Origin of the sequence: Sporomusa sphaeroides DSM 2875 (assembly GCF_001941975.2) — a bacterium.
Lineage (GTDB): Bacteria > Bacillota > Negativicutes > Sporomusales > Sporomusaceae > Sporomusa > Sporomusa sphaeroides.
Genome location: NZ_CP146991.1, coordinates 42,501 through 57,358, shown reverse-complemented (window position 1 = coordinate 57,358; position 14,858 = coordinate 42,501). Strand labels below are relative to the sequence as shown.

The following is a 14,858-nucleotide window of genomic DNA, read 5'->3' as shown; positions in this document are numbered from 1 at the left end:
CATCCAATTCACGATAATTAATTCGCCGACCAACCTGTGCCAAGCCTGCTTTATGCCTCTTCCAGCTGAACCCGGCTGCCGCGTCCGGCCGGTTCTGCCGGTTCAACCAGCAAACGGCGGGGCATACGCTGTTTTAGCTCGGCCACATGGCTGATAACGCCAATGGTCAGGCGCTCCATATGCAATTTTTCCAGTGTCGACATGGCAACATCCAGCGCATATTGATCAAGCGAACCAAAGCCTTCATCCAGAAAGAAAAACTCCAGCGGATATTTGCCCTTGAGCTGAATCTGCACCGATAACGCCAAGGCCAGTGCCAGCGAGGCCTGAAAGGTTTCACCACCCGACAGTGTGCTAACCGGACGTCTTACACCGCCATTGGCGTCGTCTCTGATCAGAAAGCCGCCGTCAGAACTCATTTCCAACGCATACCGGTGCTGGGTAATCTGCTTAAGACGGTCTGAGGCTTGCCTGGCCACCAGCTCCATCTGTTCCTGGGCTAAAAATTCAATAAACACATTGCCGCGCAGCAAGGTCTTCAGCGCCTGCAAACAATCCCTGCGGTCTTTAAGTTCAAGTCTGGCGGTTTCCAGCTCCGACCACCGCTGGTGTTTTGCCGACAGGTCACGATACTCTTTGTCGGCTTCGACCCGCTGTTCGGTAGCAGCATTTTTGTCTGCTTCGGCTGCGGCAGCCTGCCGGTTCACCAGCTCCCATTCGGTCTCAGTTATACTTCGTCCCTTAAGCCTGCCGGCCAGTTGCTCACTCTGGGCGGTCAGCCATTGCCCGGCTTCCGCATAGGTTTTGAGCAAACTCCGGTACTTTTCCTGGTCAGCCTCCGGCATAAGAGCGGCAGTCATAGCCGCCGCATCAGCAAAGCCCTCTTCAGCCAGCTTGGCATTAAACTGCATTTGCAGCCTGTCCCGCCGTCCGGCGGCCTCCTGCCAGCTGGTATCGGCGCGGATACAGGCCTGTCCGGCTTCGGCCAAAGCCGCCGCGGCGTTATCATAGCTTTCCTCTGCCAGCCGCTCTTCCCGCCGAACCGTCTCTAATTCCTGCCCGGCCCGGGCTAACAGCTGGCTGGCCGGTATTCCCCCGGTAACCGCATAGAGCTCCTGTCTTTTGGCGGCCAGCAGCTCGTTAAGGCTGGTCAGGCGTGCCGTCAGGGCTGCCAATTCTGCTTCCTCGCTTTGGGCTGCGCGCTGCCAGCGGGTGATCTCCGCCTGACAAGCTTCATAATCCTGCCGGTGGCTGATTAGCTGTTTCGCCAGGGTTTCGGCCAGCCGGTCCTGCTCGGTAATGTATTCGTTTAGTTCGGATACCTGTGCAATTACCGTGCTAATGGCTGCGTCACCGGCTATCGGTTTGCCTGCAGCCTGCAGGGCTTTGACCAGTTGTCCCCGGGCGGCGGCAACCTGCTCCCGCACCTCCCGGTATTCATCTCTCACCGTATCCAATTCGGCCAACGCGCTCACAACCTGCTGACTCAACGTAGCTGCTGCTGTCCGGGCCTGATTCAGGCTCTGACGCTCAGCCGCCACGGCTTTACCGGCTTCGGCCAGACTTTGCGTCAGCTTGGCGATATGTTCTTTCGCGGCTGCTATTTCCTGTTCAAAGTTAACCTGGCTTGTAGCAGCGGCAACACTGACCAGCTGCGGATGGGCTGTCGAGCCGCATACCGGGCAGGGAGTGCCTTCCTTCAGTTCACCAGCCAGCCGGGCGGCTGCGGCCTGCTTTTCACCTGTTACCAGCAGATCAAGCTGAGCGGCTGCCGCCTGCAGCTGTTCTTCAGCAGCTTTCGCCTCGGCAGCTTCCAGCTCATTGAGCTTACGCTCCGCCTGGCACAGTTGTTCTGCCGCTTGTTTCGCGGCCGTCTGCGCGTCATCGCAGTGCTGTTTCCGCAACACCCCGGCTTGCTTAATCTTGTCGGCTGACACCAGTTGCTGCTGCAATACATACGCTGCCTCCTGGCAGGCTTGCGCCTGCAGCCGCAGTTCGGCACCGATACTGGCCGTTGCCTGTTGTTGTTCAAGTTTTTTGATACCGGCTGTCAGTTCTTCATTGCGCTTAGTTTGTTGTTTTACCGCCAGACCGGCTGCCTGGCAGGCAGCCTGCCGCGCCAGCAGTTGCTGCTCTAAGTCCGCTGCAGCCTGAGCCAGCTTGGCTGCCTCTGCCTCCAAACTGATAGCCGCCTCTAATTTCGACTTCCGCTCAATCAGCCTGGGTTCCTGCTGCAGGCGCTTCTCCCGGGCCGCCGCATACGCAGCCTGCAGCTTCTCAGTGTCTGCCGTCAGCCGGGTGACTTGCCCGGTTATCTGTTGTTTACTTTTGGCCGCAGCCTGCTCACAGGCTTCACCGGCTGCCAACTCTTTCCATATAAGCGCTGCCCGCCCGGCCTTTTCCGCCATTTCGAGGGCAGTTGCCGCCGCTTTGATTTCCTGATCCCGCTGCCGGTGTGCAGCAAGCTCTGCCTGTTTTTGGATCAGCTCCTGCTGCAGCGCAGTTACCTCTTTGGCCTCTGTATATTGCTGCTGCGCCGCCTGATGCCGCCTTACTGCCGCTTCCTCCGCCTGCCTGGCTGCTGCCAGCATGGCCAACACCTGCGCCACTGCCGCCGGCGAGGCATCCCCCAGCCCTTTCTGTTCACTTTCCACTTCAATATAGCCTGTTTCGGCAGTGGCAAACCGGTCATTTACTTTTTTTATCAATATATTGCCGTATTGTTCCAGCGAGAACAGCCGTTGCAGCATCTCGCGCCGCTCTTTGCCGCCCAAGTTGAGAAATTCGGCAAACTTTCCCTGCGGCAATACTACCGCTTTGGTAAAGTCTTCTTCCCGCAGGCCAAGCAGCTGTGTTACCTGTTCGGTAACCTCACGCTCCTTATCGGCAAGCACTTCTTCGCCGGTAGCTGTTACCACCACAAGGCGGCTATGAGTATTGCCGACAGCTAACTGGTCTTTGCGGACATACCGCCGTTCGACCCGGTAGACATGACGGGCCGTTCCCTGCCCCAGCGAAAAGGTCAGTGATACTTTTACATGCTTTTCCGCATGATTTAAAATTCCCTGGGTGCGCCGCCCGGCTCTGACCACCGTACCGTACAAAGCCAGCGTCATGGCATCAAGAATAGACGATTTGCCGCTGCCTGTCGGGCCAAAAATACCAAACACGCCCAATTCACTCAGTTTGTCAAACGGGATCTCCTGTTCTTCGCGGAAACTATGCAGTCCGGCAATTTTGAGTGCTATCGGTTTCATCCTGCCGCCTCCCCGCTGTCATGGCCTTCGTTGTCAGCGGCATCCTCTGACAGAATACTTTGGCTTAACTCCAGAAACATTTCCACCAGTTTATCATCCGGTCTGAGTCCACCGTTTTGCCGTTCATAAAACCGGATAAACAGCTCATTGAGCGGCATACTGTTCAGTCTGGCCGGTTCCTGCCCCGTCCTGTCCTCCTGTAAATTAAACACCGGGCGGATAGTAACAAACCCGGGGTGCATGGCCCTGAGCTCCTGGATTTCATCCAAGGCCAGCGCCTTAACAATTTCCAGTTCCACCTCAATCCAGGCATCACGGTCCCGCCCGTCGGCAACCCACTGCCGCACCTCAGCCAGACCACCGGCCGCCCGCCACCGGACCAGCGGCCGCCCTGACGCAACAGGCATTTCGCGGATATTGACATCTTTCCCCGGCAAAGCTTCAATAATGGTTACCGACTTAGCATAACCGGTCTCGGAAAAACTATAGGCCAGCGGCGAACCGGCATAACGGCAAGGTGCCGGAGTACCACCCACATATTGCGGCCGATGCAAATGCCCCAAGGCAATATATTGGGCATTTGCCGGGAAAATCAGCGGGTCGACGGCATATACGCCGCCTACTTGAATCTGCTGCTCAGAATCTGACTCAATGCCGCCACGCACATACAGATGGCTGACAGCCAAGTTGACTGTATCCGGCCTGTATCTGGCATTAAGCGCCCCGAACAATCCGGCCAGCCGGTCGTTATAGCCCTGGCGCAAATCTTTATCCTCAAGCGATTGCGCTACCAGTTCCTTCAACCGCCCTTCCGAAGGGTAAGGCAAGGCCGCGATAACGGCAGTATGCCCTACTCCCGGCACAGCCAGCTCCAGCCAGGCCTGGCCGCCGTCAACCCGGTATACCCGCCCTGCACCGGGCGAGGTTGGCCCAAGCTCTTCTTTCGGCAAGCCTGCCAGAGTTATGCCCAACCGTCCGGCCAATGGCGCTGCGGCGCACAGTCTGTCCGGATTATCATGATTACCAGCCACAATGACGACGCCGCGCCTGCCATGGTCTGCCAGACGGTCAACCGCATAGTAAAATAACTCTTCGGCTGCCGCGCTGGGATTGGGGCTCTGAAATACATCCCCGGCCACCAGCACAAGATCAATGCGCTCCTCAACGCAAATACCGCACAGTTCCTCAACAAAAGCCACCTGCTCGGCCAGTCTGTCCCGTCCTTCAATTGTCTTGCCGAAATGCCAGTCGGCTGTATGTAAAATTCTCATGGTTTCTCCCTTTAATCAATAGTTAACCGCCCAACTAGGGACATAACCTCCTGCTTTTATGCCCCAAAAACGCAGGAAAGCCGGAAGTGTTAACGCAAGTTAGTCATTGGATAAAAGTGCGCAAAAAACAATAGCTTTGAAAGGATTTTCGCCCCATGAAAAGTAAATTCCTGCTCCAGGAAAAGTCAAACATTTACTCCCTGCTGCTAATGGACAGCATTCTGAAAACAAAAAAACGAGGTTGCTAAAAATAAGCACTACACTTATCAATAACCCCATCCCCACTGACACTTATATTGTTCAGTAGCCGATTTTTATACCAATCCACTATTATTTTTTAATATAGAATACATCATTAAATCGATAAAATTGCCTTTTACTTGCTCATACTGCCGAAGAAGACCTTCTTCCTGAAACCCAAGCTTCATTAAAACCTTTCGGGATACTGTATTTTCTGGCTCAACAAGTGCCTGAATACGATTAAGTGCCATTATTCCAAAACCATGGGAAATGAGTCCTGCCAATGCCTCTGTCATAAACCCTTGACCCCAATGCTGCTTTCCCAGTTCATAGCCAATCTCGGCCCGCTGATTTTCTTTATCCCAATTATTAAATCCGCAAGTACCCAGAATTTGTTTGCTGCCTTTACATACTATACTCCAGCGAAAAGCTTTTTCGCTGTCTGCGAGAGAGTTTAACAAACCGATCATGTCTTCTGCTTGCTTTATACTCTCAAACCCAAGTATATTCATATATCTGGTAACGTCTTTATCAGACCAGTATTCATATAAGACAGACGCATCTGTAATTTCCATCTTCCGAAGCAATAGACGTTTAGTTTGTATTTCCGAAAATACATTTTTTCCAGCAGCCAATATTTATTCTCCTTTCAAATTAACTTCACAGCACAATCAACATATACTTATTAAAAAGCAGTCACTAAATACCGATTTTATTCGGAATTTATGACTGCTTCTTGCCGGCTGGACACAGGCTTGCAGAGATGGTATTTGTCCCACTCTGGAACAACCGGCTCACTCCACCGCTAACCAGAATGGCCCAGCAGCATAGAGATATTGCGGGCACTTTCCTTTACTAATGGGAAAAAACTGGCAATTACTTCATCGGTTATCCGTATAGCCGGGCCGGCAACACTGATAGCGGCCCTGACCTTCCCGGAATGATCAAAAATCGGTGCCGCCAGACCGCGAATACCGGGTAAATAATATTCGTCGTCAATCGAGTAGCCTTGTTCTCTAATTATCGTCAATTGCTGCTTAATTACACTAAGATCAGTAACCGTATTGGGAGTATGTTTCGTAAATTGACCTGCTTGTAGGGTCTGGTCAAGCAGTCTATCTACGGCAGCAGGGCTCATGAAGGCAAGCATGGCAAGCCCTAAGGCAGTACAAAAAGCCGGGAACCGCGTTCCGACATCCAGTCCAATCCGCAGCGGTTCGCGGCTCTCAATCCGGTCAATATACATCACCGTATAGTTATCCAGAACCGCCAGGTTTACTGTCTCCTTGGTAACCGCAGCCATTTGTTCCAGATAGGGATGAGCCGTTTTGCGAATCCCGATTTTATTAACTACTCTATTGCCTATCTCAAATAACTTGAAATTAAGTTTATACTTTTCTGAAGCTGTTTGTTCAACATAACCGTGAAGCCGCAGCGTAGTAAGTATCCGGTAAACGGTTGCCTTTCCCAAACCAAGTTCTCTGCTCAGTTCGCTGACACCCATTTCCTCAACCCTGCTCAAGGTTTCTAAAATAGTCAGTGCCTTCTCGACAGAATGTACTACCATTGAGGAATCATTCATCCTAGGCTCTCTCCTGAATAAAAATATTAAAACCCTCTCAACTGCGTCGAAAAAGCGGCTTGCCGAAGAGTATGATTTCTATTCAATTTTATAGTACAGTTTATTTTCTGTCAAATATTACTATATTATGGCATACTGACAGCAGGTAGTTTCCAGGATAAATTACCATCAGCCGCAAATGGCAGCATCGCCAAACCGGCGATAACCTCAATATTAGGATTGCCGCGAATCTCAGGCAGCAGCGCTTCGGAAATATAGAATTTTTCTAACTCCAGCGTATTTTTTATCCAGACCATTCTGGCATTTTCCTGCGTTACCGGCCCGCAAAGCATAAGTGCAGCAGTAATTGCGTCCTTATCGGATTCCATCGTAATCGGCACCCTGCCTTTTTCCGGGACCGAACCAGCCAGACAATTAATGGCCGTGGCCTTATAATCAATTTTATCCACCAGCCGGCGGGTTGTTAAATCAGCCATGCCAATACCCACTGCATTGCCATAAGTATCCTCCGCCAAATCCAGCGCCACAATCCGCGTGTATTTAGGAAATTCAGCTTCCGGTTCAGCCACATTATACATCCTGCCGACTACATTGGTGTCCATGCCTGTGCCGGATATCTTTTTGCCGATTTCCTGAACAATAACTACGTCTAGCGTAACAAAAGGAATCCGGGCCATCATTTTTTTTGCTTCCCGCAATAACTCTTTCTCGGTTTCTTCCAATTGGTCCGGTTTTGCTGCTTTAATAATAGCTGTTTTATGATAAAAATTCTCTACCAAACCCAGACCGAACAACACCGGTGCCTTTTGCAAAACAAATCGCGCCACCACCGGTATCACCTGATTGAAGCCGCGCTGTACGGCAAACCGGTGCGCCATTTGCGCACCTTGATGATTTCCAAGGCCAATGGTAATGAGTTTCATCATCCCGCTTTCAATAGCTCCGTCAAAATCAGTGTGCGCTTTAACCCGGTGCACCAAAACAATACCGTCAGATTCAACGGCAATTTTATCAATCAGGACAGGAATACCGGTTGCGGTGGTTCCAAGCTGCACTACCTCCATAGAGGAACAGATAGGCACACCCATGTTTTTTTCGGTTATTCCCAGTGTTTCAAGAACCATTATCTGCCCTTCGGCGGTGGCACTGCCATGACTGCCCATTGCCGGAACAATAAAAGGTTTGGTACCCAGGGCTTTCAGTTCATCTGCTATGGTTTTTACCACCAAGGCATGATTGGAAATTCCCCTGCTGCCTACAGCAATGGCAATGCGGGCTTGGCCGGGCAGCTTCAGGTTCAAGGCCGCTATTTCCTGCCTGACCACTGTTACCACGTCTTCAATAACAGGTATATCTGAACTTTGCTTTACTAATGCCATTCTGGGAAAGCGCATACCATTCCCTCTTTCACTTTATTTATAAATGGAAACTTGATTCAGATGGGGTTTTAACCCCATCTGAATCTTAGCCGGAATTATCCAGGGACTTAGCCGCTCTTAACTCCCGCTTGCAGAAGCGAGAGTCTTAGAGCGGGTTAGTCATCGGATAAATTGTTATTCCTCCCATAGGAATGAGTTCCTGCCTAACTTAATCCGGGGTTTTGCGCAAAGGCAAAGACCTGCTGAGGTCTTTAAATTTTTCCCCGTTTTTCAATAGCCTTGACCAGCTTAGTCAATGTCTCGTTTACCGGTGTGGGAATACCTAGTTTCTGTCCTTCTGCCACAATTGCACCATTAATGGCAAGTACCTCTGTCCGGGAGCCGCGTTCCACATCTTGCCGCATAGAGGCTTTGTTATTATAGGTTCCCCTAGCAACCCCCCGTACATGTTCCAGAATATTCTCCGTCATGAATTCAATTCCTTTAGCCTTAGCTACAGCCGCACCTTCCGCCACCGCAGCAGCCTGAAGACTTTTTGTTTCCTCGTGCTCCAGCAATTGCCCGTTTGTCAGCAGGGTAATGGCGCCAAGCGGATTAATGCCTACATTGACCAGCAGCTTTGTCCAGATCAGACTGTCGACATTCTGACTTGTATGCATTTCAACCCCTGCCTTAGTAAAGGCGGCAACTACCCTTTCCAAACGCGGAGTTATCCGGCCATCCAATTCGCCAATTGAGATTGATCCGGTTTCACTGGGTTTAATTCTGCCTGGTCCCAGGACAGTGCAACCGAAAGCCGTCGTACCGGCGATAATACGGCCGGCGCCCAGTACGGCAGATAGCGTCTCGACGTTTCCTACCCCATTTTGCACAGTAAGTACAATGGTATCAGGCCCGACGATTTTCAGGCAATCCTCAGCCGCTTGCTGATTATCATAGGCTTTAACCGAAAAAATAATCAAATCCGGCGTACCGGCCTCTTCGATATTGGTAGTGGCTTTTACTGTAAGTACTTCGGTACCGCTTTGCCTTTCGATAATCAGTCCTGCCGCTTGAATCGCCGCTACATGCTCCCGGTTAATATCAACAAAAGTCACTTCTTCACCGCTTTTACAGAGAAAAGAGCCAAACAAACCACCAATAGCTCCGGCGCCCACCACCGTAATCTTCATACTATAACACCTCTTCCTGCCAAAGTAATTTATTCGTTTTCCGCCATATTTCCGGTTTCTCAGCCCCGTTGGTCCACTCTTTCACAGAAATCCGGATATACTGCCATAATCCGCTCTGACTGTTGTCAAGCCTGCCGGCATAACCCGTTAAATTCTCCCACTTGGGGTAACGAGCGAACATGTTCTGTATTAAAGAACAACGTTCGCTCGCTATAACAGGTTTTTAGCATGTTAATTAATGTTTGGTGCCAATATAGACTTAATCTCAACCCTTACGGCAAATTACACGCCGGTTGAATCTGGTAAAGAACCATCGGTAGGCGGATTATTTGCCCAATAACCTGCAATAATAGAGCCGGTGAAATTATGCCATACACTAAAGATTGCCCCCGGAACGGCGGCCAGCGGTTCTAAATGGGCTATCGCCAGCACAACTGCCAGCCCGGACATTTCAATGCCAATTTCAAAGGTAATGGCTCTTGCCTGACGTTCCCCCATACCGAGAGCCTTCGAAGCTCCATAACCTAAAAGCAAACCCAGAGCATTATGCAGTGCAACAGCCGCAAATGCAATAAGAGCGACGGTTACCAGCTTGGAGGCGCTCATCGCAACTACAATTGCGATAGCCCAAATAATTGCAATGACCGAAATTACCGGGACAATCTTCATGATGCGGTCAACAAAGCTGCTAAACAAACCACGCAGTACCATTCCCAATATAACTGGCCCCAGTACAATTTTTACTACATCCAAAAACATAGCCTGCGCACTGACATGAACTTCCGCTCCGGCAAGCAGCAAAAATGTAGCAGGCAGCAGAAGCGGTGCCAAAATAATATTAAAACTGGAAACCGTTACAGACAAAGCCGTATCGGCTTTTGCCAGAAAACTCATTACATTGGAAGCCGTACCACTGGGACAGCAGCCTACCAGGATAAGCCCGGCAGCCAAGGCGGGAGGCAAGCCCAGCAGCTTTGCAACACCCCAGCCTACTGTTGGCATAATTAAATACCGGAGTACAATACCGATAATAACATCTCTGGGTCTGGATAATACCAGCTTAAAGTCATCTACCGACATGGACAGCCCCATCCCCAGCATGATAGTTCCCAGCAAATAAGTTACCAGCGGTCCCTGATGCTTGATTGTATCCGGATACAAAAATGCCAGACCGGAAAAGAAGATAAGCCATACGGGAAATAATTTTGTAATTGTCATAGCAATTTTTTCTAAAAACGCCATTTATTGTTTTCCTCCATTTCCTTGCTCTAAATTGGGTTTGCTCAACTACACTCCTGTATAATTTGATACCTGCTGCCTACCATTTTTAAGCCAGGTTGTCTAACTATATATTCCAATATGGCTCTTTCTTACTTTCCAGTCTGTCACCGCAACAGGATTAAACTGCGTATAAAGAAACTTGGCTTACGCAATCTGGCGATAAGCGGTAAGCCGCTGTTATTCTTTTTATCGTGGAATTTGGGCTGACAAATCACATCACTAAACCGTCTGTTTTACTTAATACAAATTCTTTAAATCTTCCTCTGCCATACCAAAAGAGTGTTCCGGTCCGGGGAAAACGCCAGCCTGAGTTTCCTGATAAAAGGAATTTAGTGCATCTACCATTTGCGTATTGAGCTTGGCATATTGTTTTACCATCTTAGGTACAAACCGGTCGAACATTCCCAGTAAATCCTGAGTAACCAGCACCTGCGCGTCACAATAGGGTCCTGCTCCGATTCCCATAGTAGGAATGGACAGTTCCTCTGTAATTCGTTTAGCTACCGGTGCAGGTATGCATTCCAATACGATGGCAAAAGCACCGGCCTGCTCAAGCGCTTTTGCATCTTCGATTAATTGCTTTGCAGCCTCCGCATCTTTGCCCTGGACCTTAAAGCCGCCCAATTGACCTGCGGTTTGCGGTGTCAGGCCAATATGACCCATAACCGGAATGCCGCCCTTCACCAATGCTTCTACGATGTGTGCAACATTTTTGCCACCTTCCAGTTTAATGGCATCTGCACCGCCTTCTTTCATAATGCGGTTAGCATTACGGGCAGCGTCTTCAATTCCCGTATTGTAAGAGCCAAACGGCATGTCCCCAACAACAAAAGTATTTGGTGCTCCTTTGACCACAGGTTTGGTGTGATGAATAATATCCTCCATCGTAACCGGTACAGTACTGTCATATCCCAATACCGTCATCCCCAGCGAATCACCCACCAGAATCATTTCAATCGGAGTTTTTTCAATTACAGAAGCCAGTAAAACATCATAAGCGGTGATCATTGTGAACTTCTTTTCCTTGCCCTTCATTGCCTTACATTGTGGAATTGTAATTTTTACCTTTGCCATAGATATCCTCTCCTTCGAAAATATATTTATTGTCCCGCTTTACGCGAAACAGGGAAAACATTTTTGTTTCACTATACGAAACGATCGTTTCGTATTTTTTCGAAAAAATTTACTTGGTTTACCCAAGTTGAATTTTGATATAGTTTTTAAATATTTGACAGACTATTTCGTTATTTAGCCAAATTGTATAGCTTTCATCATTATTTGTCAAGAGTTTTTTTGTATATGCCAGGCTATTGTCAAACGCCATCTGTAATAAAAAAACCACGGTCAATTGAAGTAAGCTTGTTCCCTTCATTTACCGTGGTTTTTACATTTGCTTAATCGATTACCAAGCTGCTATTACCGAGCTTTTAAAGTGCTCTTCAATAAATTTCTTAACTTCTGCGGACTGGTATACTTTAATAAGCTTAGCAATCGCCGGATTGTCTTTATCTTTAGACTTAACCGCAATAATATTGGCATAAGGCGAGTTGCCGTCTTCCATCGCCAGGGCATCCTTATTGGGAACCAAACCGGCAGTCATGGCATAATTGGTATTAACGGCTGCCAGATCTACATCTTCCAGCGACCGCGGTACCTGGGCGGCATCCAGTTCTTTAATCTTAAAGTTCTTGGGATTCTCGGCAATATCAGCCGCAGCCGCCTTAAGCCCGGCACCGGCTTTAAGCTTGATTAGCCCCTGTTGTTCCAACAGCAGCAAGGCACGCCCGCCATTAGTGGGATCATTCGGAATAGCAATGGTCGCGCCTGGCTTAAGTTCGCTGATGGCATTGACTTTTTTAGAATAAATGCCCATCGGGAATATAACTGTTTTAGCTACCGATACTATATCATATTTACGGTCTTGCACCATATTGTCAAGGTACGGCTGGTGCTGAAAGCTGTTGGCATCAATATCCCCCTGATGTAATGCCACATTGGGCTGAACATAGTCATTAAATTCAACGACTTCAATTTTTAAGCCTTCTTTTTCCGCGATTTTTTTGACAACATCCATAACTTCAGCATGCGGACCGGCGGTCACGCCCACTTTTAGCGGCTTATCTGCTGCCGGAGCCGTCGCTTGCTTGCCGCAGCCGGCCAGCCCGGCCACTGATAAGGTTAAAATAGCAGCTAATGCAATTTGTTTTATATATTTTTTCATTTTTATCTCTCCTTGTGTTATGATGAGGTTCTTCGCTACCGCTCAGAACTAAGCGATTCGCACATGTTTCTGCGTCGCTATCACTCCTAAAAACTTGGCTCTCTGCTTATCGCTACCGCTCAGAACTAAGCGATTCGCACAAGTTCCCGCGTCGCTATCACTCCTAAAAACTTGGCTCTCTGCTTATCTGCTTATAAGCTTCTGCAACCGTTCAGCAGCAGCGCTTAAGGTTTCAAACTTTTTGCAGAAACAGAACCTAATCAGTTTTTTACCGGCTGTGCTTTCCGCCCGGAAGAAACTCGAACCCGGAACAACAGCAACCCCAATCTCGCTGGCCATATATTTAGCAAAAGCAACGTCATCATCCCAGCCGAACGGGGTAATATCAGCCATAATATAATAAGCGCCCTGTGGTCTTACGCAAGTAAAACCAACCTTCTCTAAAGCGGTAAGCAAATAGTCGCGGCGTTCACGGTAGAAACCGGATAGCTCTTCATAGTATTCTGCGCCAAAAGTAAAGGCGGCGGCGGCGGCCACCTGCAACGGAGCAGCGGCGCCTACTGTAAGAAAGTCATGTACCTTCCGGACAGAGGCGGTAATCTCAGCAGAAGCCTGAACATACCCAATCCGCCAGCCGGTAACACTAAAGGTCTTTGAAACGCTGTTTACCGCAATTGTACGCTCCGCCATTCCCGGCAAAGTCCACAGCGGAATATGTTTGGTATTGTCATATAAAATATGTTCATAAATCTCGTCATTAATAGCAAGTACATCATGTTTGATACACAGTTTGGAAATCAGTTCCAATTCCTCGCGGTTAAATACTTTGCCTGTAGGATTGTTGGGAGTATTAATAATAATCGCTTTGGTTTTATCGGAAAATGCAGCAATCAGTTCCTCACGGTTAAAGTTAAATTCCGGTGGGGTCAAGCTGACATATTTGGGCACAGCCCCACATAAAATTACGTCAGCTCCGTAGTTTTCATAAAACGGTTCAAAGATAATAACTTCATCCCCGGGATTGACAGTAGCCAATAGCGTGGCGATCATGCCTTCCGTAGCACCGCAACACACAGTCAGTTGACGTTCCGGATCGATGGTGACGCCATAATCCCGCTCCACTTTGGCGGCAATGGCATCACGCAACCCTTTCGTTCCCCAGGTTACCGCGTATTGATTGTGGTCTTCCATAACAGCCTTTACAGCAGCCTGCTTAATGGCTTCCGGGGCCGGGAAATCGGGAAAGCCCTGTGCCAAATTAATGGCATTATGGGCCGCGGCAATCCGGCTCATTTCCCTGATTACTGATTCGGTAAACTGTCTGGCTTTAGCTGAGGCGTAGCCGCCTTCGCGCATACTCTGAATAACATTTTGCACTATAAATACCTCCCAACTAATACAGTAACACCTTTGCAGGCCATTTGATTACAGACTTACATTATCTTTTATTTAATTTGTGAGCAAAGTAATCGCCACTTGACTGAACCATTTGTACCAAAGCAATCAGAATGACTACTGTTGCTAACATAACGTCAGCTCTAAACCGCTGATAACCGTAGCGGATGGCCAAATCCCCCAAACCACCGCCACCAATCGCACCTGCCATCGCAGAGTAACCAATAAGGCTAATCACTGTCAGCGTCAGCCCCAAAACAATGGACGGCATAGCTTCCGGAATGAGTACCTTCAATATAATCTGGCTGGGTGATGCTCCCATCGCTTGTGCCGCCTCAATAAGTCCTGCATCTACTTCTTTGAGAGCCGATTCGACAATACGGGCAACAAAGGGGGCGGCGGCAATAGTAAGTGGCACAATAGCAGCATTTGTGCCAATAGATGTACCGACAATAAGCCGGGTAAACGGGATGATGGCTACCATTAAAATAATAAACGGAGTTGACCTTGCAGCATTTATAATAGCTCCTAACGTCTGGTTCAACACCGGCTGCTCTTTAATATGTCCTTTACCGGTTATGACCAATATAACCCCAAGCGGAATCCCCAGGATTGCCGATACCAGCGAAGAAACCGCAACCATATATAATGTCTCACCCAATGCCTCAACCAGCAACATAAGCATGTCTTGCGACATAACCAATCACCTCTGTTCCTAAATCACGTGCTTGTAAATATTTTAATGCATTTTTGACATCCTCCGGTTCACCGGACAATTCAATGAGTAGCGTACCATATGGAGTGTCCTGTAGATGATCAATATTGCCTGAAATAATATTAGCATCAACAGCAAACCGCCTGATTAAACCGGCTATAACCGGCTCATTGGTGGCCGCGCCAAAGAAAGAAAGTCTTACGACAACATTACCGCCGGCTACCGGTTCCTCTGACAGCAATCGGCTCAACGCTTCCGGCACCTTGTTATTGATAACAGCCTTAATAAATTCCCGGGCAGTATCCGATTGCGGCCTGGTAAACACATCAAAAACCTTGCCTGTTT

The 14,858-nt window shown here is 48.9% G+C and carries 12 protein-coding genes (1 of these 12 only partly in view); all 12 read right to left on the bottom strand.

Features of this window, described 5'->3' with window-relative positions; genetic code table 11:
- Nucleotides 1-50: 50 nt before the first annotated feature.
- Nucleotides 51-3,257: an AAA family ATPase gene (locus tag SPSPH_RS00210; RefSeq protein ID WP_075752094.1), complete on the bottom strand. Its 3,207-nt coding sequence runs from the start codon at nt 3,255-3,257 to the stop codon at nt 51-53.
- Nucleotides 3,254-4,528, bottom strand: a complete 1,275-nt coding sequence (locus SPSPH_RS00205; RefSeq protein WP_075752092.1) for an exonuclease SbcCD subunit D — start codon at nt 4,526-4,528, stop codon at nt 3,254-3,256. The genes SPSPH_RS00210 and SPSPH_RS00205 overlap by 4 nt, the downstream gene beginning before the upstream one ends.
- Before the next feature lie 314 nt (nt 4,529-4,842).
- Nucleotides 4,843-5,403 carry a GNAT family N-acetyltransferase gene (locus SPSPH_RS00200; RefSeq protein ID WP_198930876.1) on the bottom strand — a complete coding sequence of 187 codons (561 nt, stop codon included), beginning with the start codon at nt 5,401-5,403 and terminating at the stop codon, nt 4,843-4,845.
- 170 nt (nt 5,404-5,573) lie between these two features.
- Nucleotides 5,574-6,350, bottom strand: coding sequence for an IclR family transcriptional regulator (locus SPSPH_RS00195; RefSeq protein WP_075752090.1), 777 nt, complete (start codon nt 6,348-6,350; stop codon nt 5,574-5,576).
- A gap of 125 nt (nt 6,351-6,475) precedes the next feature.
- Entirely contained in the window at nt 6,476-7,744 is a 1,269-nt protein-coding gene (locus SPSPH_RS00190) for a lactate racemase domain-containing protein (RefSeq protein WP_075752088.1), read from the bottom strand.
- A 236-nt stretch (nt 7,745-7,980) separates the two neighbouring features.
- The gene (locus SPSPH_RS00185; RefSeq protein ID WP_075752086.1) at nt 7,981-8,901 is read right to left on the bottom strand and encodes a ketopantoate reductase family protein; all 921 of its coding nucleotides are present in this window, start codon (nt 8,899-8,901) and stop codon (nt 7,981-7,983) included.
- A 282-nt stretch (nt 8,902-9,183) separates the two neighbouring features.
- Complete coding sequence (locus SPSPH_RS00180) at nt 9,184-10,143, bottom strand: bile acid:sodium symporter family protein (RefSeq protein ID WP_075752084.1); 960 nt, start codon at nt 10,141-10,143, stop codon at nt 9,184-9,186.
- Nucleotides 10,144-10,419: 276 nt separating this feature from the next.
- Nucleotides 10,420-11,256 (bottom strand): 3-methyl-2-oxobutanoate hydroxymethyltransferase, encoded by an 837-nt coding sequence (gene panB / locus SPSPH_RS00175; protein ID WP_075752082.1) that lies wholly within the window; start codon nt 11,254-11,256, stop codon nt 10,420-10,422.
- Between the two features lie 328 nt (nt 11,257-11,584).
- Nucleotides 11,585-12,403 (bottom strand): MetQ/NlpA family ABC transporter substrate-binding protein, encoded by an 819-nt coding sequence (locus SPSPH_RS00170; protein ID WP_075752080.1) that lies wholly within the window; start codon nt 12,401-12,403, stop codon nt 11,585-11,587.
- 183 nt (nt 12,404-12,586) lie between these two features.
- Complete coding sequence (locus SPSPH_RS00165; protein WP_422397028.1) at nt 12,587-13,783, bottom strand: pyridoxal phosphate-dependent aminotransferase; 1,197 nt, start codon at nt 13,781-13,783, stop codon at nt 12,587-12,589.
- A gap of 58 nt (nt 13,784-13,841) precedes the next feature.
- The gene (locus tag SPSPH_RS00160) at nt 13,842-14,495 is read right to left on the bottom strand and encodes a methionine ABC transporter permease (protein WP_075752078.1); all 654 of its coding nucleotides are present in this window, start codon (nt 14,493-14,495) and stop codon (nt 13,842-13,844) included.
- On the bottom strand, nt 14,464-14,858 hold the end of the coding sequence (locus SPSPH_RS00155; RefSeq protein ID WP_075752076.1) for a methionine ABC transporter ATP-binding protein. 661 nt of this gene lie beyond the right edge of the window; 395 of the gene's 1,056 nt are visible here — the last part of the coding sequence; the start codon falls outside the window, past its right edge — the gene reads right to left on this strand; it ends in the stop codon at nt 14,464-14,466. The genes SPSPH_RS00160 and SPSPH_RS00155 overlap by 32 nt, the downstream gene beginning before the upstream one ends.